This window comes from Dokdonia sp. Asnod3-C12 (genome assembly GCF_045063975.1).
In the GTDB taxonomy this organism is placed as follows: Bacteria; Bacteroidota; Bacteroidia; order Flavobacteriales; family Flavobacteriaceae; genus Dokdonia.
Map to the genome: position 1 here is coordinate 664607 of NZ_JBEFNY010000003.1, position 19669 is coordinate 684275.

Annotated in this window: 20 protein-coding genes and 3 tRNA genes; 17 read left to right on the top strand and 6 right to left on the bottom strand. The window is 35.7% G+C overall.

What is annotated here, in order from left to right:
- Window positions 1-12 precede the first annotated feature (12 nt).
- Both ACJJVW_RS03055 and ACJJVW_RS03060 read left to right on the top strand, forming a co-directional pair.
- Window positions 13-966 (top strand): transketolase family protein, encoded by a 954-nt coding sequence (locus tag ACJJVW_RS03055; RefSeq protein WP_298328576.1) that lies wholly within the window; start codon window positions 13-15, stop codon window positions 964-966.
- A gap of 98 nt (window positions 967-1064) precedes the next feature.
- Entirely contained in the window at window positions 1065-1694 is a 630-nt protein-coding gene (locus ACJJVW_RS03060; RefSeq protein WP_298328578.1) for an outer membrane beta-barrel protein, read from the top strand.
- Between the two features lie 297 nt (window positions 1695-1991).
- Here ACJJVW_RS03060 and ACJJVW_RS03065 read toward each other — a convergent pair whose 3' ends face one another.
- Entirely contained in the window at window positions 1992-3017 is a 1026-nt protein-coding gene (locus ACJJVW_RS03065; protein ID WP_298328580.1) for a hypothetical protein, read from the bottom strand.
- An 89-nt stretch (window positions 3018-3106) separates the two neighbouring features.
- On the opposite strand from ACJJVW_RS03065, the gene ACJJVW_RS03070 reads away from it, so the two are divergent.
- Complete coding sequence (locus ACJJVW_RS03070; RefSeq protein ID WP_405250726.1) at window positions 3107-3502, top strand: RNA-binding S4 domain-containing protein; 396 nt, start codon at window positions 3107-3109, stop codon at window positions 3500-3502.
- Between the two features lie 41 nt (window positions 3503-3543).
- The gene (locus ACJJVW_RS03075; RefSeq protein ID WP_298328584.1) at window positions 3544-4047 is read left to right on the top strand and encodes a phosphoribosyltransferase family protein; all 504 of its coding nucleotides are present in this window, start codon (window positions 3544-3546) and stop codon (window positions 4045-4047) included.
- On the opposite strand, the gene ACJJVW_RS03080 is transcribed toward ACJJVW_RS03075, so the two are convergent.
- The gene (locus tag ACJJVW_RS03080) at window positions 4039-4560 is read right to left on the bottom strand and encodes a shikimate kinase (protein ID WP_298328586.1); all 522 of its coding nucleotides are present in this window, start codon (window positions 4558-4560) and stop codon (window positions 4039-4041) included. The two genes, ACJJVW_RS03075 and ACJJVW_RS03080, sit on opposite strands and share 9 nt — an antisense overlap.
- Window positions 4561-4680: 120 nt before the next feature.
- Between ACJJVW_RS03080 and ACJJVW_RS03085 the strand changes: the two genes are divergently transcribed.
- The 9 genes from ACJJVW_RS03085 (at window position 4681) to ACJJVW_RS03125 (ending at window position 11571) form a co-directional block, all read left to right on the top strand.
- Window positions 4681-4753, top strand: a tRNA-Lys gene (locus tag ACJJVW_RS03085).
- Between the two features lie 127 nt (window positions 4754-4880).
- A tRNA-Lys gene (locus ACJJVW_RS03090) sits at window positions 4881-4953 on the top strand.
- Between the two features lie 145 nt (window positions 4954-5098).
- Window positions 5099-5181 (top strand) — tRNA-Leu (locus ACJJVW_RS03095).
- 235 nt (window positions 5182-5416) lie between these two features.
- On the top strand, window positions 5417-6346 hold the full coding sequence (locus ACJJVW_RS03100) for a MerR family transcriptional regulator (RefSeq protein ID WP_298328588.1): 930 nt from the start codon (window positions 5417-5419) through the stop codon (window positions 6344-6346).
- Entirely contained in the window at window positions 6339-7799 is a 1461-nt protein-coding gene (locus tag ACJJVW_RS03105) for a phytoene desaturase family protein (protein WP_405250728.1), read from the top strand. Before ACJJVW_RS03100 ends, ACJJVW_RS03105 begins: the two co-directional genes overlap by 8 nt.
- Window position 7800: 1 nt before the next feature.
- Window positions 7801-8640, top strand: coding sequence for a phytoene/squalene synthase family protein (locus tag ACJJVW_RS03110; protein ID WP_298328592.1), 840 nt, complete (start codon window positions 7801-7803; stop codon window positions 8638-8640).
- A 16-nt stretch (window positions 8641-8656) separates the two neighbouring features.
- The gene (locus ACJJVW_RS03115) at window positions 8657-9124 is read left to right on the top strand and encodes a sterol desaturase family protein (protein ID WP_013751435.1); all 468 of its coding nucleotides are present in this window, start codon (window positions 8657-8659) and stop codon (window positions 9122-9124) included.
- Between the two features lie 91 nt (window positions 9125-9215).
- Complete coding sequence (locus tag ACJJVW_RS03120; RefSeq protein WP_405250729.1) at window positions 9216-10208, top strand: NAD-dependent epimerase/dehydratase family protein; 993 nt, start codon at window positions 9216-9218, stop codon at window positions 10206-10208.
- 343 nt (window positions 10209-10551) lie between these two features.
- Window positions 10552-11571, top strand: coding sequence for a glycosyltransferase family 2 protein (locus ACJJVW_RS03125; RefSeq protein WP_405250730.1), 1020 nt, complete (start codon window positions 10552-10554; stop codon window positions 11569-11571).
- 91 nt (window positions 11572-11662) lie between these two features.
- On the opposite strand, the gene ACJJVW_RS03130 is transcribed toward ACJJVW_RS03125, so the two are convergent.
- Both ACJJVW_RS03130 and ACJJVW_RS03135 read right to left on the bottom strand, forming a co-directional pair.
- On the bottom strand, window positions 11663-13057 hold the full coding sequence (locus tag ACJJVW_RS03130; protein WP_405250732.1) for a hypothetical protein: 1395 nt from the start codon (window positions 13055-13057) through the stop codon (window positions 11663-11665).
- On the bottom strand, window positions 13044-14708 hold the full coding sequence (locus ACJJVW_RS03135) for an IPT/TIG domain-containing protein (RefSeq protein ID WP_405250733.1): 1665 nt from the start codon (window positions 14706-14708) through the stop codon (window positions 13044-13046). Before ACJJVW_RS03135 ends, ACJJVW_RS03130 begins: the two co-directional genes overlap by 14 nt.
- Before the next feature lie 232 nt (window positions 14709-14940).
- Here ACJJVW_RS03135 and ACJJVW_RS03140 point away from each other — a divergent pair, with 232 nt between their 5' ends.
- Window positions 14941-15084 carry a hypothetical protein gene (locus tag ACJJVW_RS03140; RefSeq protein ID WP_405250734.1) on the top strand — a complete coding sequence of 48 codons (144 nt, stop codon included), beginning with the start codon at window positions 14941-14943 and terminating at the stop codon, window positions 15082-15084.
- Window positions 15085-15088: 4 nt separating this feature from the next.
- Here the strand turns inward: ACJJVW_RS03140 and ACJJVW_RS03145 are convergent, their stop codons facing one another.
- A complete protein-coding gene (locus ACJJVW_RS03145) occupies window positions 15089-16411 on the bottom strand; it encodes a M24 family metallopeptidase (RefSeq protein WP_405250735.1) in 1323 nt (440 codons plus the stop codon).
- An 87-nt stretch (window positions 16412-16498) separates the two neighbouring features.
- Window positions 16499-17674, bottom strand: a complete 1176-nt coding sequence (locus tag ACJJVW_RS03150; RefSeq protein ID WP_405250736.1) for a BamA/TamA family outer membrane protein — start codon at window positions 17672-17674, stop codon at window positions 16499-16501.
- Between the two features lie 122 nt (window positions 17675-17796).
- Here ACJJVW_RS03150 and ACJJVW_RS03155 point away from each other — a divergent pair, with 122 nt between their 5' ends.
- From ACJJVW_RS03155 to ACJJVW_RS03165, 3 genes are all read left to right on the top strand, one after another.
- Complete coding sequence (locus tag ACJJVW_RS03155) at window positions 17797-18252, top strand: tRNA (cytidine(34)-2'-O)-methyltransferase (RefSeq protein WP_405253053.1); 456 nt, start codon at window positions 17797-17799, stop codon at window positions 18250-18252.
- Between the two features lie 12 nt (window positions 18253-18264).
- Window positions 18265-18966, top strand: coding sequence for an SH3 domain-containing protein (locus ACJJVW_RS03160; RefSeq protein ID WP_405250737.1), 702 nt, complete (start codon window positions 18265-18267; stop codon window positions 18964-18966).
- Between the two features lie 128 nt (window positions 18967-19094).
- Window positions 19095-19655 carry a hypothetical protein gene (locus ACJJVW_RS03165; RefSeq protein ID WP_405250738.1) on the top strand — a complete coding sequence of 187 codons (561 nt, stop codon included), beginning with the start codon at window positions 19095-19097 and terminating at the stop codon, window positions 19653-19655.
- The last annotated feature ends 14 nt before the right edge of the window (window positions 19656-19669 follow it).

The following is a 19669-nucleotide window of genomic DNA, read 5'->3' on the forward strand; positions in this document are numbered from 1 at the left end:
AAAATCATTACAATGAAAACATACGAAAATACAGGCAGTAAGGATACAAGATCAGGTTTTGGAGCAGGAATGACAGAATTAGGAAGAACAAATCCTAATGTGGTTTCTCTTTGTGCAGATCTTATAGGTTCTCTAAAAATACAGACGTTTATAGATGAAAATCCTGAACGTTTTTTCCAAATAGGAATTGCCGAAGCCAATATGATGGGTATCGCCGCAGGACTAACAATAGGTGGCAAAATTCCTTTTACAGGAACTTTTGCAAACTTCTCTACGGGTCGTGTTTATGACCAGATTAGACAGTCTATCGCATATTCTGATAAAAATGTAAAAATATGTGCATCTCACGCAGGTCTTACCTTAGGTGAAGATGGTGCTACGCACCAAATTCTTGAAGACATCGGACTCATGAAGATGTTACCAGGGATGACAGTAATAAATACGTGTGATTATAACCAGACCAAAGCGGCTACTATAGCTCTTGCAGATCACGTAGGGCCAGTTTATTTACGTTTTGGACGTCCAGTAGTAGCTAACTTCACTCCAGAAGATCAAAAATTTGAAATAGGGAAAGCAGTACAATTACAAGAAGGTAATGATGTAACTATTGTTGCGACTGGCCACCTAGTATGGGAAGCGCTTGAGGCTTGCAAAGTACTTAACGAAAAAGGCATCTCAGCAGATGTAATCAATATACACACTATCAAACCTCTAGACGCAGAGGCAATCATCAAGTCTGTAAAAAAGACGGGATGCGTGGTAACTGCAGAGGAGCATAACTTTTTAGGAGGTCTAGGAGAAAGTGTGGCAAGAGAGCTATCTCTTACTCACCCTGCGCCGCAAGAGTATGTTGCGACAGCAGATACCTTTGGAGAAAGTGGAACGCCAGCACAACTTATGGAAAAGTACGGGCTTAATGCTGATGCTATTGTAAAGGCTGTAGAAAAAGTAGTTGCTAGAAAATAATCAAACAACACAACCGTTTATATAAAAAGACATAGGCAGTATGATTGTAACATACTGCCTTTTTATTTGTCTCTTTATTAATCAATAAAACTTCAATTATGAAAAAAATCATTGTAGCAGTATTACTCTTATCAGGTATGACTGCATTTAGCCAAAGCGCTGGCTTCGGAATCAAGGGCGGACTAAATTATGGATCTGTAGGCGATCTAGAGTTTACCTCAGAATTTGCCGAAAGTACTTTTGACAAAGAAAATAAGTCTGGCTTTCATGCTGGTATTTATTACAAGGCAGTGTTTGCTGGTATTTTTATACAACCAGAACTGCTTTACACTAAAATTAATACAGAATATCAGAGCAATATTTCAGGCTCAAATAGTATTGATTATGAATTGTCAAAAATTGACATTCCAGTACTCGTAGGTTTCAATGTTATAGGTCCTTTAAATGTGAAGGCTGGACCTTCTTTTCAGTACATTATAGATGATGAATTTGACGGGATAGACATTGATTTTGAAGATCCGGAAAATTCATTTACTGTAGGCTACCAGCTAGGTGCAGGGCTTTCATTTGGTAAGCTAGGAATTGATGTGAGATATGAAGGAGCATTTACAGACAATACCATTGTAACAGAAGCTCAGGCTGAAGATAATAGTGTAGGGTTTAAAGTAGATGCAAGACCATCGCAATGGATTTTAAGTTTATCGTACTCTCTTGATGGAGGGAACTAGCTTTAAAAAAATATAGATTTTAAAATCGGGTATTCTTAATAAGAGTACCCGATTTTCTTTTTGGTATACCTCGCACCTATTTCTAAGAGGAACGACATAAAACAAGCAATTATGCTCAATCTCTAGCCTCGATGTAGAAGTTTATAATCTACATATCGAACCACTTAACATCTTTAATAACCTTCTCAAATCACTTGATTGAGCATCAAAAATTAGTTCAAATAAAAAAGGCACATTGTTCAAACAATGTGCCTTTTAAGTATGTTAATTACGCTTTCGCGAAAGCGTAATTAAATTCTAACTATCTGCATCTAGATAATCAGGTATACCGTCTCCGTCTGTATCTGTATATGTAACGACTCCAGTTGTGCTATTGATTACAATTTCATCTAGGGTATCTCTACCATCACCATCATCATCGCTATCTAGGTGATTACTTATTCCGTCTCCATCTGTATCTATAAAAGAAACTAAATTTCCATCTTCATCACGTATAATCTCTAATTTAGTAAGAACACCATCATTATCATCATCTTGATCAATGTATGCAAATGACAAATCATTATCCGGGTCATCTGCATCGTCAAAAAGAAACCCATTACCATCAAGATCTTCATCTATTGAGATTATACCATCGCCATCATGATCTGTAATGACTACATTAAAAACAGAAAAAGTAAATACAAGTGGACTATATATTTCAACACTTCCTGGAGGAAGATTGAAATACGCAAGACCACTAGGTATAAAAACGGCCCCTACTCCATAATCCTCATATGCAGTCGTTCCATCTCCATTTGTAACAGGTCCAGATCCAGCTCCTTTAAAACCAGCTACACCATTTTGAAAACCATCAATAGTCCTAGCAAGATCAAACCATACAGGATTAGGAGAGGAATCAAAAACTGAACTATTTAAATTTCTACCTGTATAATTTAACAGTGTAGAATCTGCATAAGTGGCTGCAGGTTTTTCGCTAGAGCCTTGTCTTGCTGTTAAGATGTAAATAGTTTGATCTGTATCCTCACGATTATACGTAAGACTTGATAATTCTGGTCTATCTATAAGAGGAGTCTTATCACTATTTGCAAGTGCTATTGTGTCAAAACGTATTTGATAATCAAAGTCTACTGTAGGATTCTCAAACTCTTCATAATTATAAAAGTGCGTTTCTAAATACTCACGTATCTCTGCATCATCTTCAATTGCTTGCTCTCCCCTATCTCTAGGAGGAACAATCGTAATGTCTGCATCATCGTCTTCAGGACAACCAACACATAGTAGTAAAACTATCGCTAGACCTAGGTAATTTCTTAATTTCATCAATTTTAATTTAAGGACTGCAAGATACAATTTTGATGTATTTTTGCACATTACTTTACCTTTATTAACGCGGTTTTATCCCTTTTTATATGAGAGTAGACAAATATTTATGGTGCGTGCGCTACTTTAAGACTAGATCTATAGCTACAGCAGCTTGCAAGAAAGGTCAAGTCAAAATTAATAACACCCCTATTAAACCTTCTCGAGACATATATCCTTCTGATACCATATCTGTGCGTAAAAACCAAGTCACTTACGTACTAGAGGTCCTTGACCTACCTGAAAGCAGGCTAGGTGCAAAACTAGTAGGCATGTATGTGCGCGACAAAACTCCTAAGGAAAATCTTGAGAAACTAGAATTACTTAAATACTCAAAAGATTATTATCGTAAAAAAGGAGTGGGTCGCCCTACTAAAAAAGACAGAAGAAGCATTGATGAGATTTACAACAATGACGATTTTTTTAAAAGCGATGAAGAAGAATAGTAGGTTAATTGAATATCTTTAACCCATAAGCTAGCACAGATATGAAAGTTAAACTGGAGAAAATATTAGATCATCAAGCAATAGCTCATAAAACAAAGCGCATTGCCTTTCAAATCTACGAAAGCAATGCAAATGAAGAAGAAGTGATTCTAGCAGGCATTGCAGATAACGGTTACAAATTTGCCGAACGTCTCGCTATGGTTCTTGCAGAGATATCTCCTCTCAAGACAATTCTTTGTAAAGTGACTATGGATAAGAAAAATCCGCTAGGTACTGTACAGACAAGTCTTCCAGCAAGTGAATACCAAAACAAATCTGTAATTCTTATAGACGATGTTCTCAATTCTGGAACGACGCTCGTATATGGCGTAAAACATTTTCTTGATGTGCCATTAAAGAGATTTAAGACAGCTGTACTAGTAAATAGAAATCACAAAAAATACCCCGTAAAAGCAGATTTTAAAGGCATCTCTTTGAGTACATCACTTAATGAATCTGTAAAAGTCACTTTTAGAAAAGGCAATGATACTGCTGTTTTAGAATAGTTTCTTTAAAATTTCGACAGTTAATTCTTTTGGTGATTGGGTTTCTACTTTAATCACAACATCCGCCTGGTTATAATAAAACCCTCTCTCAAATAAATGCTTCCTTATATAATCTTCTAGATCTTCTAGCGATTGCATGCTAGCAATCAGTGGGCGCTCCTCTTTTGCCTCCCATAACCTATTTGCAAGTACTTTAAAATTCCAATTAAGGTACATTGTCTTTGCATTTGCTTCTTTAATAAGCTCCAAGTTGTTTCCATAACAAGGTGTTCCACCTCCTAAAGCGACTACTATATCACCATCATTCTCATCAATTAACGCTTTTAGATGTCTTGTTTCGGCTTTTCTAAAATAAATTTCACCTTTATTTTTAAATATTTCTGAGATACTATCGCCCTCTGCCTCTTCTATATAGGTGTCAAAATCTAAAAATTTGTAAGAAAGTGCTTCAGCGAGTAGTGGTCCAATGGTTGATTTTCCTGACCCCATGTACCCCATTAAAAAATATTTCATATGCGAACTTATTGAAAAACAAAGGTATATATTAAACTAAAAAAAAGAATGAAAATTTTATTTAAAAGGTTTGGAAATAAGAATTAATTAGATGTATATTTGCACCCGCAATGAGGCAATGACCTGGTAGCTCAGTTGGTAGAGCATCTCCCTTTTAAGGAGAGGGTCCCGGGTTCGAGCCCCGGCCAGGTCACTTGATAAGTGCAAACCTCCATCTTTTGATGGAGGTTTTTTTATGCAAAAAAAAATCAAAAAATAATTTCAGATTATGCTTTGAGTTTCGAAAGAAGACTTTATATTTGCACCCTCGTTAAAATGACGACCTGGTAGCTCAGTTGGTAGAGCATCTCCCTTTTAAGGAGAGGGTCCCGGGTTCGAGCCCCGGCCAGGTCACTTTATGAGTATAAACCTTCATCACTAGATGAAGGTTTTTTTATGCTTTAAATTCAATAACCCTCAAAAATAGTTTTAGATTCACTCTAGAGTCTCACAAGAACATTTTATATTTGCACTCGCATTGATAAAATGCTACCTATCTACCCGGGTGCTGAAATTGGTAGACAGGCACGGTTGAGGGCCGTGTGCACTAGTTGCGTGTGGGTTCAAGTCCCATTCCGGGTACAAAGAGAGTTAATCACATGATTAACTCTCTTTTTTATTACAATTCTTCCATAGATATTCCACAACCCATTAAGCGATAAGGCTTCAGTAGGTTCATCAAACTAATTCTTACCTTAAATTATCACGCTTTCGCAAAAGCGTAACTACATTTTCATAAACTTTGTTTAAATTTTAATACTCACAGGTTAAACAAAATAATTTAATTCCATACTTTTACATATAAATAAGGAGTTTTATGAAAAATGCTGTAAAAACAAAATTTAGTATAAAGGACCTTGAAGGCCTAAGTGGCATTAAGGCACATACTATACGTATATGGGAAAAAAGATATGGACTCCTTGAACCACAACGTACGGATACAAATATTAGAACATATGCACTAAGCGATTTACAGAAATTACTTAATGTTGTGTTTCTTACGGAGCATAAATACAAAATCTCAAAAATTGCCCGTCACTCTACAAAAGAAATAGCAGCACTTGTTGCAAGCTTAATTTCTGAATCTAATGAGTCTAGTGAAAATCATGCTATTAATTCATTTAAAATAGCAATGATGAATTTTGATCAAAATTTATTTCATAAAACATACAATGCACTTAATGAGACGAAGCCCTTCGTAGATATATTTTATGAAGTCTTCATACCATTACTACACGAAATAGGGTTGTTATGGCAAACGGATACCATCAATCCATCGCATGAGCATTTTATATTCAATCTCATCAAGCATAAAATTCTTATTAATATTGAAAAAACGCAAATCAGTGTCCCACCGTTAAAAGAGAAGACATTTGCGCTTTTCCTGCCTGAGAATGAAATACACGAGTTAGGATTATTATTTCTTAATTACGAATTGGTTTCTCACGGATATAAAGTTATTTACTTAGGACAAAGTATTATGCTTTCAAATTTGAAATATCTTTCAGTTAACCATCCTAATCTATCATTTGCATCTTACTTCACTGTAAATCCCTTAGAAAGTGAGATTCCTCAATACTTTGAAGATTTTAATGCTGTTTTTGAAAATCAGAAATTAGATTTATACGTATTAGGCGCAATGACTAGTAAAATAGATGAAACAAAAATCCCTTCAAACATTCATATTATGCTTAGCATAAGAGAGTTTGTAAATGTTATAAAACAGTCTACCCCATCATATGCATAAAAAAATTATAATCATAGGTTCTGGATTTTCCTCTCTATCTGCAGCAAGTTATCTTGCCAAAGCAGGAAATGAGGTTCACCTTTATGAAAAAAACAGTACGCTAGGAGGACGAGCAAGACAGCTCAAACGTGATGGATTTACCTTTGATATGGGACCTAGCTGGTACTGGATGCCAGACATTTTTGAGAAATTCTTTGGGGATTTTGGAAAGAAAGTATCAGATTATTACAACTTAGAAAAACTGGATCCTGCATATCATGTGTGGTTTGCAGATGAGATTGTGACTATAGGTGACACCCTTGATAAAATTGCTATAGAATTTGAACGCATAGAACCGGGCAGCTCACCAGCATTAAAAAAATTCATCAAAGAAGCAGGGGTTAATTATGACATTGCTATTAATGATGTAGTAAATAAACCTGGCCTTTCTCCATTTGAGCTAGTTACACCGGAGACTGCTGTACGAGTTGCACAATTTTTCAAAACGATAAGTGATGATGTGCGTAAAGCATTTAAAAATGAGAAGCTTGTTTCTATTTTAGAATTCCCAGTGCTCTTTCTTGGTGCAAAACCAGATAAAACACCTGCTTTTTATCGCTTTATGAATTATGCAGATTTTGGCTTAGGAACTTGGCACCCTAAAGGTGGAATGCATTCGGTGATAAAAGGAATGATTACACTAGCTGAAAGTCTAGGAGTAACGATGCATACAGATGCAGGCGCATCAAAAATAATTGTAGAAAACGGAGTAACTAAAGGAATTGTTGTCAATGGTGAAACGATCAATGCAGACATCGTAGTAAGTGGCGCAGACTATCACCATACTGAGACTTTACTAGAACCTTCGGATCGTCAGTATTCAGAAAAATACTGGGACAGCCGAGTTTTTGCACCATCTTCCCTCCTATTTTATGTAGGATTTGATAAGAAATTTGATAAAGTCGCTCATCATAATTTATTTTTTGATACTGATTTTAATGAACACGCAAGAACTATTTATGATGATCTTGCTTGGCCTAAAGAACCATTATTCTACGCAAATTTTCCATCTATAAGTGATGATACTATGGCTCCAGCTGGTAAAGAAAATGGCTTTTTCTTGATACCAATAGCACCAGGAGTAGAAGATACACAAGCACTTAGAGATAAATATTTTGACATTATAATGGAACGACTAGAGCGACTTTCTGGTCAAGATTTTAGAAGTCACATACTATTTAATGAGTCTTTTTGCGTCAAGGATTTTATAAGTGAATACAACAGTTTTAAAGGGAATGCATACGGAATGGCAAACACTTTAAAACAAACTGCATTTCTTAGACCGAATTTAAGAAGTAAAAAAGTGAAAAATTTGTACTTTACTGGGCAGTTAACGGTTCCTGGTCCTGGAGTTCCTCCAGCACTTATATCTGGTAAGCTAACTTCCCAACTTATAGCAAAAATTAAAAGTTAATATGAAATCATTATTTGACACCGTTTCCAGAAGTTGTGCAAAGGTTGTAACCCAATCTTATAGTACTTCCTTTGCCAGCGCTACAAAGATGCTTGCGCCGTCAATAAGACAGGACATTTACAATATTTATGGTTTCGTACGCTTTGCAGATGAGATTGTAGACTCTTTTCATGATTATGACAAAGCGCTTCTTTTTGAGCGTTTTGATCAAGATCTTAAAAATGCGCTAGAAGATAAGATAAGCTTAAACCCTATACTCAATGCTTTTCAAGAGACGGTGCACAAGTTTGCTATAGAACAAGAGCACATAGATGCTTTTATGAAAAGTATGCGTCTCGACCTCACAAAGTCGGATTACTTAACAGATGCAGAGTACAGAGAGTATATCTATGGTAGTGCAGATGTAGTAGGCCTTATGTGCCTTACCGTTTTTGTGCAAGGAGATAAGGAGCAGTATGAATCTCTTAAGGAAAGTGCCATGAGTCTAGGCTCTGCTTTTCAAAAGGTAAACTTCTTACGTGATCTCAAGGCAGATTTTGAAGGACTTAGTAGAACCTATTTTCCAGATACAAATCTGCACGAACTTGATGAAGCTTCAAAGCAAAGCATCATTGCAGATATAGAAGAAGACTTTGCCAAAGGTCTTGCGGGAATCAATAGACTACCTATAGAAGCTAAGTTTGGAGTGTACACTGCTTTTAGGTATTACAAAAAGCTGCTTACTAAACTCAAGAAAGTACCTTCTGCCGAAATTAAAAATACACGTGTACGAGTGCCAGATTATGTAAAAGCTAGTCTATTGGCTCGTAGCTATGTGAAATATCGTTTAAACCTTATTTAAATTTTACCCTATACTAATGCAAACATTTCTTTGGATACTCGTTTTTGTAATGACATTCGTCGTAATGGAATTTCTAGCTTGGGCAACACATAAATATGTGATGCATGGCTTTTTATGGTCACTTCATCAAGATCACCACCACAAAAAACACAACTCTTGGTGGGAAAAAAATGACCTCTTCTTTATTTTTTATGCCCTAGTTTCAATAGGCTGTTTCTTATTGTGGCAGTATGAAGGCGTGTGGATAGGTCTACCTATAGGCTTAGGTATTTTTGCCTACGGCCTTGCATACTTTGGCGTACACGACATATTTATTCATCAGCGATTTAAGTTATTTCGTAATGCAAATGGATGGTACGGTAAAGCGCTCAGACGTGCACATAAAATGCACCATAAACATTTAGGTAAAGGAGATGGAGAATCTTTTGGGATGCTCTTTCCTCCAGTAAAATACTTCAAGCAAGCGAGAGCAAGCAAGAGATAAAATATAAAAGACCACTGTAAAAGGTGGTTTTTTTATGCTTTCGCGAAAGCAAAACAACACTCCTCTCAATTCATTTTTCTAAGTTTGCAGCATGCAAATAACCTCATTAGTTACTGGTGGAGCTGGCTTTATAGGAAGTCATGTTGCTCGTCATTTACTAGATTTAAATCATCAAGTCGTAATACTTGATGATCTCTCTGGTGGTTTTGAAGACAATATTCCAGAAGGCGCAACATTTATCAATGGCTCTATCACAGATGTCTCACTTATTGACACTATATTTAATCAATATAATTTTGACTACGTGTATCACCTAGCTGCATATGCCGCCGAAGGATTAAGCCATTTTATACGTAAGTTCAACTACGAGAATAACTTGATAGGGAGCATCAATCTCATTAATGCAGCGGTTAATCACAACATAAAGAAGTTCATCTTTACGAGCTCTATTGCTGTATATGGAACTCAAGAATTACCACTCAAGGAATCGCAAAAACCACAACCCGAAGACCCTTATGGTATTGCAAAATATGCGGTAGAGATGGATCTGGATAATGCACATAACATGTTTGGGCTAGACTATATTATCTTTCGCCCGCACAATGTGTATGGGCCTGGACAAAACATCGGAGATAAGTATCGTAATGTAGTGGGCATTTTTATGAATCAAATTTTAAAGGACGAACCGCTTACCATCTTTGGCGACGGAAATCAAACCCGTGCCTTTACTTACATAGATGACGTAGCTCCTTATATTGCGGCTAGTTACGCTTTCGCGAAAGCGGACAACCAAATCTTTAACATAGGCTCAGACAGCGAAAACACGGTAAACGAACTAGCTAAAGAAGTAGGAGTTGCTATGAAAAAAGAAGTGACTATCAACTACCTTGAACAGCGCGAAGAAGTAGTACACGCCAATGCAGACCATTCAAAATTTACAGAAATCTTTAGCCCAAAACCAGCCACAACACTTGCACAAGGATTACAAGAAACCGCAAAATGGGTGACTGAACACGGCGCGAGAGAAAGTAGTACTTTTGACCCTATAGAAATCACAAAAAACCTTCCAAAATCGTGGCAGTAAATACGATGAATACAGATTGCCTTTTACATACTATCAAATGGTGGGAAACGAAAAGAATTTGGTTCAATCTTTTAGTTGGTTTATCAGGTATAATATCAATTTATACCTTTTATACAAATCTATCCCCTTTGGGTTTTACGGATTTTATAGGTATTATAATTTGGGGAATACTTGCAAATATTCTTTATTCTGCAGGAATTATACTAGAGACTACAAACTTGTATTATTTCAAATCTAAAATTAAACTGTATAAATTAAGACATCTATTTTGGACTGTTGGCACCATTGCATATTGTTTATGGACAGTAGTATATTCTTTCTTTTATTATAGTAACATTGCAGAATGGTAAAAGCAAACACACCCCTCGTATCTATCATAATGGCCGTAAAAGACACGGCTCCATATCTACACGATTGCATAAACTCGATTATAAACCAGACGTATCAAAACTGGGAACTTATTGCTGTAAATGATCACAGTACAGATGAAACTCCAGAGATTCTTGCAGCATTTGCAAAGCAAGATGCACGCGTTCGTGTTTTTGATAGTGACGGTTACAAGCTCATCCCTACATTACAATGTGGATACAGAGAAGTACGAGGAACCCTGCTTAACAGAATGGATTCTGATGATAAAATGCCTGATTATAAAATTCAGCTTCTCGTAGATGAATGGCATAAGTATGGAAAAGGGCACGTGATTGCTGGAGGTACAGAGCACTTTGTAGATGAGGGCGAGGTAGGCGATGGTTTTTTACGCTATGAGCGCTGGCTTAATGAGGTTGCAAGAACGAGTACTCACTACCAGCAGATTTATAAAGAGTGTGTTATCCCGTCACATTGCTGGATGATTCATAAAGATGATTTTGATGCCGTAGGTGCTTTTGATCCTATTATCTATCCAGAAGATTACGATTTATGTTTCCGTATGTATAAACACGGGCTCAAAGTTATAGGCATAGATGCCATACTTCACCACTGGCGTGATCGCTCTAATCGTATATCACGCACTTGGGATGAGTATAAAGACAATCGCTATTTTGACTTAAAAATGCGTTTCTTCTACGAGATAGACCGTGATAACACACGACCACTCGTACTCTGGGGTGCTGGCCGTAACGGTAAGGATATGGCAAAGATTTTACAATCGTATAATGATACCTTTCACTGGGTTTCAAATAATGAGAAACAGATAGGTAAAGACATTTACGATGTACGTATGCAATCTTTTACAGATGTCCCATCTATAGAAAATGCGCAGATTATGATTGTAGTTTCTTCTCCCGATGGAAAGAAGGAAATACAAGCACTACTTGATTCTTGGGACAAAGTAGCGGTTAAAGATTACTGGTTTTTTGCTTAGTTTATTGGTACATTACTCATGAATTGGAGTGCTTTTATTTAGAAAAGAAGGGATTATTTTTTAAACAAAGTAATCTTAAGGTGTTGATTCATTAATTAACAACATGCTCTATAACCGCTAACTCTTGAAAATCGAAATTCCCTCCAGTGTTTGAACCGAAACCATATGAAAAATATTGAAGCGGTCGGTAAGTACCAACAACATCAATTTTTTGATTTCCATTTCCTTCACTTAGTAATATATGAATAGGATAGGTTATAGTCGGTATTCTTTCTAGTAATGTATAATCCTGACTATCAAAAACGTGTATCTCTTTCTTTGCTTGTACTGCCGCATAAATCTTATTGTCTGAACCTATCGAGAAATTAAAATACTTATCGTTTGTTAACAATTCAAAGTTTGATAATTGTTCAAAAGAATTTAAACTAAAAACTGACCCTGATCTCCCTGAAATAAAGATTTCCAACTCTTCATTAATAACAAATAAATTTGGATCTATATTACTTCCGTCTATTCCGAAACCTTGAAGATTGATATCACCTGTTTGATTAACGAATTCTACATTACATTCAACTTCAGAAGGACAATTATCTACTAGTCGCATTAATCCAGCTTGAGCAGCATCAAAACGGCTTATAATATAAAACACGCTTTCTTGGTTATCATAGCTCAGTAATATATCTCCCGCTCCCACTGGCGCTCTAAAATTTTCTCCCGTATTTAGGTTATAGGAATAGTAGAAGCTATCTCGACCTTTATAATAAAATTTTTCACCTACAAATGCAAATGTTTTAATAATCTCATTATCAGGAACTTCAAACTCACTAATCAGTCCGTAATCACCTGTATTTAAGATTTGAACTTCTCCTTCGGTATTTGTTACTACCAATAAATTGTTAAAACGAAACTGAAATTTATTAAAACGAGATAGTCCAGAACCAAGATTAAATATCTCAGACACTTTACCTGCGGAGGTATTGTATCTTACTAATTTAGAAGTAGAATTACGGTCATAAATATGGTATATATTTTGCTCTAACCTATCTCTTTCTACCTGAAATGGGACATTATTAAAGGTTACTAAATCTCTGTCTAGAACTCCCCTATTGCTTGTAACTTCAAGACTCTCAGTCTGTCCATCGCTCTCGAAACTAAAACGAACTTGTACAGTGTAGGAAACAGAGGTTGTGTAGGGTACATCAAAATCAATATAAGATGTAGCATTTGATGGAGTATTTGATATAAATTGATCTACGACTAACGTTGAAGCGGTAAATGTATCATTCCTATAGATGCTAATATTATTAATTATAGAATTGATAGGCTTGCTTATCTCCCAATTAATCTCTATTTCATTCTCTAGTATAGTTAAACTTTCAATTGATACTTCAAAGTCATCAGTTGTAGTAGTCGTTTCATCCTCTTTAGAACAAGACAATACTAGGACTACAAAAAGTAACTGGTATACTTTCTTAAAATAATGCATTGAATATTCCGGGTTTAAATCTAGCAGTTAGATACTCATTAGAAAAATAATTGAATTCATTAATAGAAATATAATAGAATTCACCTCCTACATATTTAATACTTTCAGGTACAGTACCATTAAAATCAATTTGATTTCCTGTCTGTAAATTCCGTAAAATATTCCCAGACTTGACTATAACATAGTTATCTATTATAAATGAAACTTGTTGATTTAATGTTTCTACAGAAAAATCCGCATTCACAATGATCGTTGGATTGAAGCTGTCAAATTGTGATAAAAACAATTTACCATCAGCATGTCTTGGATTAAATACATTACCTCCATTTTGGGCTTCTGGCAAAGGAAACCCTTCCAACGCATTAGAAGGAAGCTCCTCCCACTCTAAAGTATTCCTATTTAATTTCAACTTAAAATTTTGAATATCAATAGTATCATCAGGTGTTAAGATAAAACCTCCTAAGACGAATAATCCGTCTTGAAAAGCAAAAACATTTGAATTATATAAAGTACTACTTACAGGTGTTTCAATAAGCGTTTCTTCAAAAGAATTAAGATCTATAAAGCTCCACTCGTAAACTGGATCACTACCTAAAGGCGTTTTTTGTAAGTAGATCCTATCAATATTATCAAATACAGTAAATTCTATAATACCTTCAAACTCCCAATCTCCTATCCTTTCCCACTTTTCTGTATCTGTTTCAAATTTAAAAAGCGCGTAAATTGGATCCAGATGATCATCAAAATCGTTTAGGTTTCCTAAACCGTAAATATCTTGATCAAAAACGTAAGAATGTTCAATTACATTTGGATTTTGGTCTACTAGAATAGCATTTTCAACAATAGAAAGTTCTGCATCTAAAACTGTCACAAAACCCGCATACTCATATCGTAGTTCCTGAATTGTAAAATCATCGTAAATCCCCGGCGGAATATCTACTACAAGGAAATCATTTGCTACATAAAAACGTGCTTCAACATCATCTACAAAAACACTACCTAAACTTTCGGGATTCAACCCTATACCTTGAACTGCAAATTCACCATAAAAAACATTTGTTCCATCGGGGATAGTCAAAATTGGTTCTAATAAATCTAATTGATCATCAACTACAATCTGTCTTTGAGCCGTCACCTCAATATTAAGATGAGATTCAACAATAAACGATGGCAAGAGTACGGTTATAGAATTGTATGAAGATTCTAAAATTTGAGCAGATTCATTATTTATTTCAACAATAATATCATCTATATCAATATCAAAATTTTCACCAAAAATTTCAAATGGCTCTCCAAATATAGCTTGGTCAGTTGAATAACCTGAGATGGAAGGACTTAATAATGAAAAATTAGATACAGCAATAGTTTCATTTGTATTTAAATCAATTACCTCTATATTTTTTTGCGCTGTATCAAGTGATCTTGGAATCAAAATGTTTATTACACCTGATTCTTGAATAAAAAATGATGTCTGTTCATTACCAAAAAAAACTTGGACGTTACTATCAAAATTCACTTCGGCTATATCTAATGAAATTCTTTGACCTAAAAGACCTGATGTATTCGGTAAATTAGTCATTGTAATAGTTTGGCCATCGTCTGTTCCGCAAGATAGAAGTAAGAGACTTAGATATAAAAAAACGTATTTCATTTAAAAAGTTTGAGTAGTAAAAATATAAATCAAAAGTCCTACTTAGGTTATGTTTCAAAGAAAAGTAGTAATTATTTTTGGGCTTAGCCTACAAATATGAATATTCCACTACTGTAATATTCGCATATGTTAGTTAAGTATTCTTCTTAAGTACAAACAATCCTATAATGACACCTTTCACTGGGTTTCTAATAATGAGAAACAGATAGGTAAAGACATTTATGATGTACGTATGCAATCTTTTACAGATGTCCCATCTATAGAAAATGCGCAGATTATGATTGTAGTTTCTTCTCCAGATGGTAAGAAGGAAATACAAGCACTACTCGATGCCTGGGGCAAAGAAGCGGTTAAAGATTATTGGTTTTTTGCGTAGATAATTAATTTGAGATAATAACAAGTTCTTCTTGTGGAGCGATAAGATACTCCGCTCCATTTTCTCTTACTACAGCCATCTCCTCTACAGACATTGTTTTTACACCGCCGTCTGCTAGTTTCCAAGAGTGAAAACCGTCAAAGGCAAAGGTCATCCCTTCCTTGATCACTTTTTCTGAGGCTGGTCTTACGTGTGATGCTTGAGAACCTCCTAGATTAGGTCCTACATCGTGAGCGACATAGCCTACGGGGTGACCCGTGCTCCACATCACATAGTCAGACCCTGCTTTTTCCATAAGTACGCGCTGGGCTCTATCTACATCTACTCCTTTAACGCCAGGTTTCATCGCAGCGAGTGCCTCCCTATTTCCAGCTTTAGAACTTTCCCAGTAGTGCATAATCTCATCTGGAGCCTCGCTCTCACCTTCTTTTAAGACATATGCAAATCGCTGTATATCTGTCACCCACCTGTCATATACTTTGATGCCAAAATCTATTTGTATCACATCACCAGGCATAATTACTTTATCCGTAGCGTGCGAGTGCCCACGGTCTGACCCAGAATTTACATTAGGATTTTGAGCAGGTGCCCATCCATCTGTCACGCCATACTCGGTCATTCTTTGTTTTAAATATTTTGCAATGTCTGCATCTGTAGATGTGCCAGGTACTACTTGCTCGTAGGCTTCAATCTGCCACTGGGCAGTGAGCTTTGCTGCTTTCTTTAGTATGGCAACTTCTTCTGGTAGCTTTATAGATAACCACTCATAGACAACCTCTTCAGAGGATACTAATTTTGACGTTTCGTCACCTAAGGCAGTAGCGATTTCTTCATACTGTGTATGCGTAAGTCCATCTGCCATCACATTTTTTGAAGATGTGTTTACGGCAATACGTTTAAAATCTTTTGTTTTGATAAAATCTGAGGCTTGCTCAATAGCAGAGGTTCCTCGCTCTACACTCACGACCTCCTCGTGTATATCTAGATCATCTAGCGCAGTTGCTTCTCCAGAAGGTGAGAATACTTTAGAGTGAAAACCAGTTGCGTCGTTGTAAAATAAAAACACGGCGGTACCACCAGCATTTTCTCCTCCTATGTGGTCTGCAATGGGATCATTATTATTTTCTCTACAAATAGTCATCCAGCAATCAACACCTGCAGTTTTGAGCGCTTGCGGTAATAGCTGACTAATACGCTTCTTTCTAATATCTGGCCAAGGGTTTTCTCCCCAGTACGTTTCCGGGTTTATGGCAACTTCTGGTTCTTGTTGTTGAGCACAACTACAAACTAAAAAAATGGAAAGAAAAAAGAGTAAAGGTTTAAGCATCGTATCAGGATTATTTTCAGAGTAATATAGAAATTTTGTTCCTATCTCTAAAAATAAAATGATGCAAATTAAACTAGCTGCTAGCTATTAAAATGCCTCTGCAATCCCTAAGTAAAACTCACTAGAGCCTCTACCAAAACCTACATCAAAACGAAGATTAAGACGTTCTTCCTTATCTATCATAAAACGAAGACCACCTCCATAGGTAGGTTTTAAGTTCTTAAACTGAAAATCGCTTACATCATTATAGATATCACCTCCACCGGCAAATAATACAGCGCCAAAACGAGAGTTCTTAAACGTCTTTCTATATTCTACCTGGCTCGCCAGTAAATCTCTACCTACATAACGGCCTTCTCTATAACCACGCATAATCTCACTACCTCCAAGAAACGAAAACTCAGAAAATGGTAAGTCACCACGCGTGAATCTCCCAACGAAATTGACGGCAATTACATCCTCCTTATTTGCAAAAGGCTTCATATAGTGTCTAAGGTCAAAACGAGTTAGGTTAAAATTATGTGTGCCTCCTAGCCCTTCAAAATATTGTCCTCTTGTAGCTTCTAAGTACCACCCATTATTTGAGTTTAGCACATTATTTCTACTGTCATAAAGTGATGCAACCTCAACACCTAGTGATGTAGAACCATCATAACCAGTAGGTCTGGTTTGATCTATTAGTCCGCCCTCTTCTATATCAACAGAGTAAATGTGATTAAATCGCACACCTGCACCTACAAAAAGGTAACGTGTAAAAGCCTGCTTTAAAAAGATAGGCTCCACTAGTAACTGGTAATAATTATACTCCTCCTCTGCACTTTCTGGTGAGTTTGTGCCAAAACCATAAAACAGTCTTGGGTAATTTTGAAAAAGGATATTACCCTCTATCACCCATTTCTCTTGGTTAGTAAAAATCTCAAATCCAGAATAAACAAAAAACTGACTATTAAGTGTGTACTGCAGCGTGATAGGCATATTAGACACACGCGTCTCCTCCCCACTACCGTTAAATTTAAAGAGATACTTTGCTCCCGTTCCAAAGGCAAAATTTGTCTCTGGGCTATAACTCACAACGGGTGCTGCTATAAACTTAGATGCATATAGCGTAGAATCTTGCTCAACTGCCTTGTGGTTTGGGTAAAATGTAAAAAACTCTTTAATTTTTTCAAAATCCTGCGCTTGTGCAGTCTGCGTATTTCCTAAAGAAAAAAGAAGGATTACAACGGTATATATAATTTTCTGGGGGAAGTAGTTTACTCTCAAAATGCTATTTTTGGGTAAAGATACTGTAGACGGGAGTTATAGCCCGTGACCAGCTTTAGTTTTTGTGATAACATTAGTATCTCACACACCATTTATACACCATACATCCCATCAAGCAAGCCATTATGCTCAATATTGTACTCATACATCCAGAAATCCCAAACAACACAGGTAACATAGGTAGGCTTGCCCTCGGTTCTGGCTGCAAGTTGCACCTTGTAAAACCCTTTGGTTTTGAGATAGACGACACCCGCCTTAAACGCGCAGGTCTTGACTACTGGAAGCATCTAGACGTACAGTATTATAATAATACAGAAGACTTTTTTAAAAAGAACGCTTTCGCGAAAATGGCCTTTCTCTCAAGTCACGGCACAAAATCACATTATGACATTCCTTTTGAAGAAGACCTATTTCTCGTCTTTGGAAAAGAATCTAAAGGACTCCCAAAAGAAATCACCGAAAAACACCCTGACCAACTTTATAAAATCCCATTATTTAGCGAACATATCAGAAGTTTAAATCTCGCAAATGCCGTGGGAATTGTAGCTTATGAGGGGATAAGGCAGTTGGGTTTATAGATATCTTATATTATGAAAAGTTTTTTACCAATACTGTTAGTCTTATTATTTATCAATTCTATTTTCGGACAAAATTTTAAAGTAAAAACAGAATTGTGTGTCATAAATGTGCTTGGTGCAAAAGTCTATGAAAAACCGAATTTCAAATCGAACATAATAACTGAGCTGAAAGCAGGAGAAAGCTTAATTATTGAAGATATAATCCAATCGAATGACCAATTAGAAATGGGCGAAGAATTTTCTTTGACTGGAGATTGGATTAAGCCCAAAAATATTAATGGATTTATCTTCAGTTCCAACCTATCTGACAAAAATGTGGAAATTGGAAAAAGCTACAAAGGCCAAACACATATAAACCTCTTAGGAAAACTGATTGATCAGAAAGAACAAGAAAAATTAATAAATACAAAAGATGGAGAGTTTCATAAATATTACAAATACAAATATTACGAAAACGGAACTTACACTTACGGAGCTTGGGACAGTTGTTTTGATCATATTACAGAATATAAAAATCTAACTTTAAACGAGGTTTATCATCAAATGGTGAGTGACTATGGAGCACTAATGAACGAAAATGAGTTTTGGAAACCAATCTTTCAAGAAAAAATAGGAAACATTATAAGATTTGAAGGAGAAGGAGCAACTGAGGATTTAAAAATTGAATTATTAGATAAAAAGACAATTATAGTATCATCATATGATTGCACATAAAAATACTTTAGTCACAAGACATAAGGATACTACTTTAGTATATAAATGTCCTTATACAAACGGAAAGAAAGATGGTGAAGAATTTTGCATAAATGATAATGGAAATCCAACAATCACAAAGTTCATAAATGGGAAAAAGAACAACTAAAAATAATGAACAACTCCAATATTATTCAGCTCTAGGCTTTTTTAAACAAGCAAGAATATCTGCTGAAACAATCAACTTTAATAGCGGACTCGAGGGTTTTGAACTCTCACCTGTTTCTGCAACTTGCTATACTTTTGCCGCAGAACTACTTTTGAAACTTCTTCATAATATATCTCCTTCAAAGCCCTCTAAAAGCGGTCATAAACTTGAGGAACTTTTTGATTACCTACCATTGGAAACTCAGAATAAAATTGAAAGGAATTATAATTCTAAAAAACTGAAAACTAATTCAAAAGAAAAACTAAAAGCTATAAAATTCTCTTACAATACTAGCCTTAACAACAATAGTGACAGAGAAGATAAAAATGACATCGCAAATTTAAATATCAAAGAATTACTCAGACTTCATAATGACTCCTTTGTTAATTGGAGGTATTCATATGAAGTCAAGAACTATACATATTCAATAGAGTTTAATTTTAAACTAATTGATGACTTTGTAGAGTCATTAATAGAAACTATTGAAAATGAGTTAAAATAGTCTATAAAAGCTAA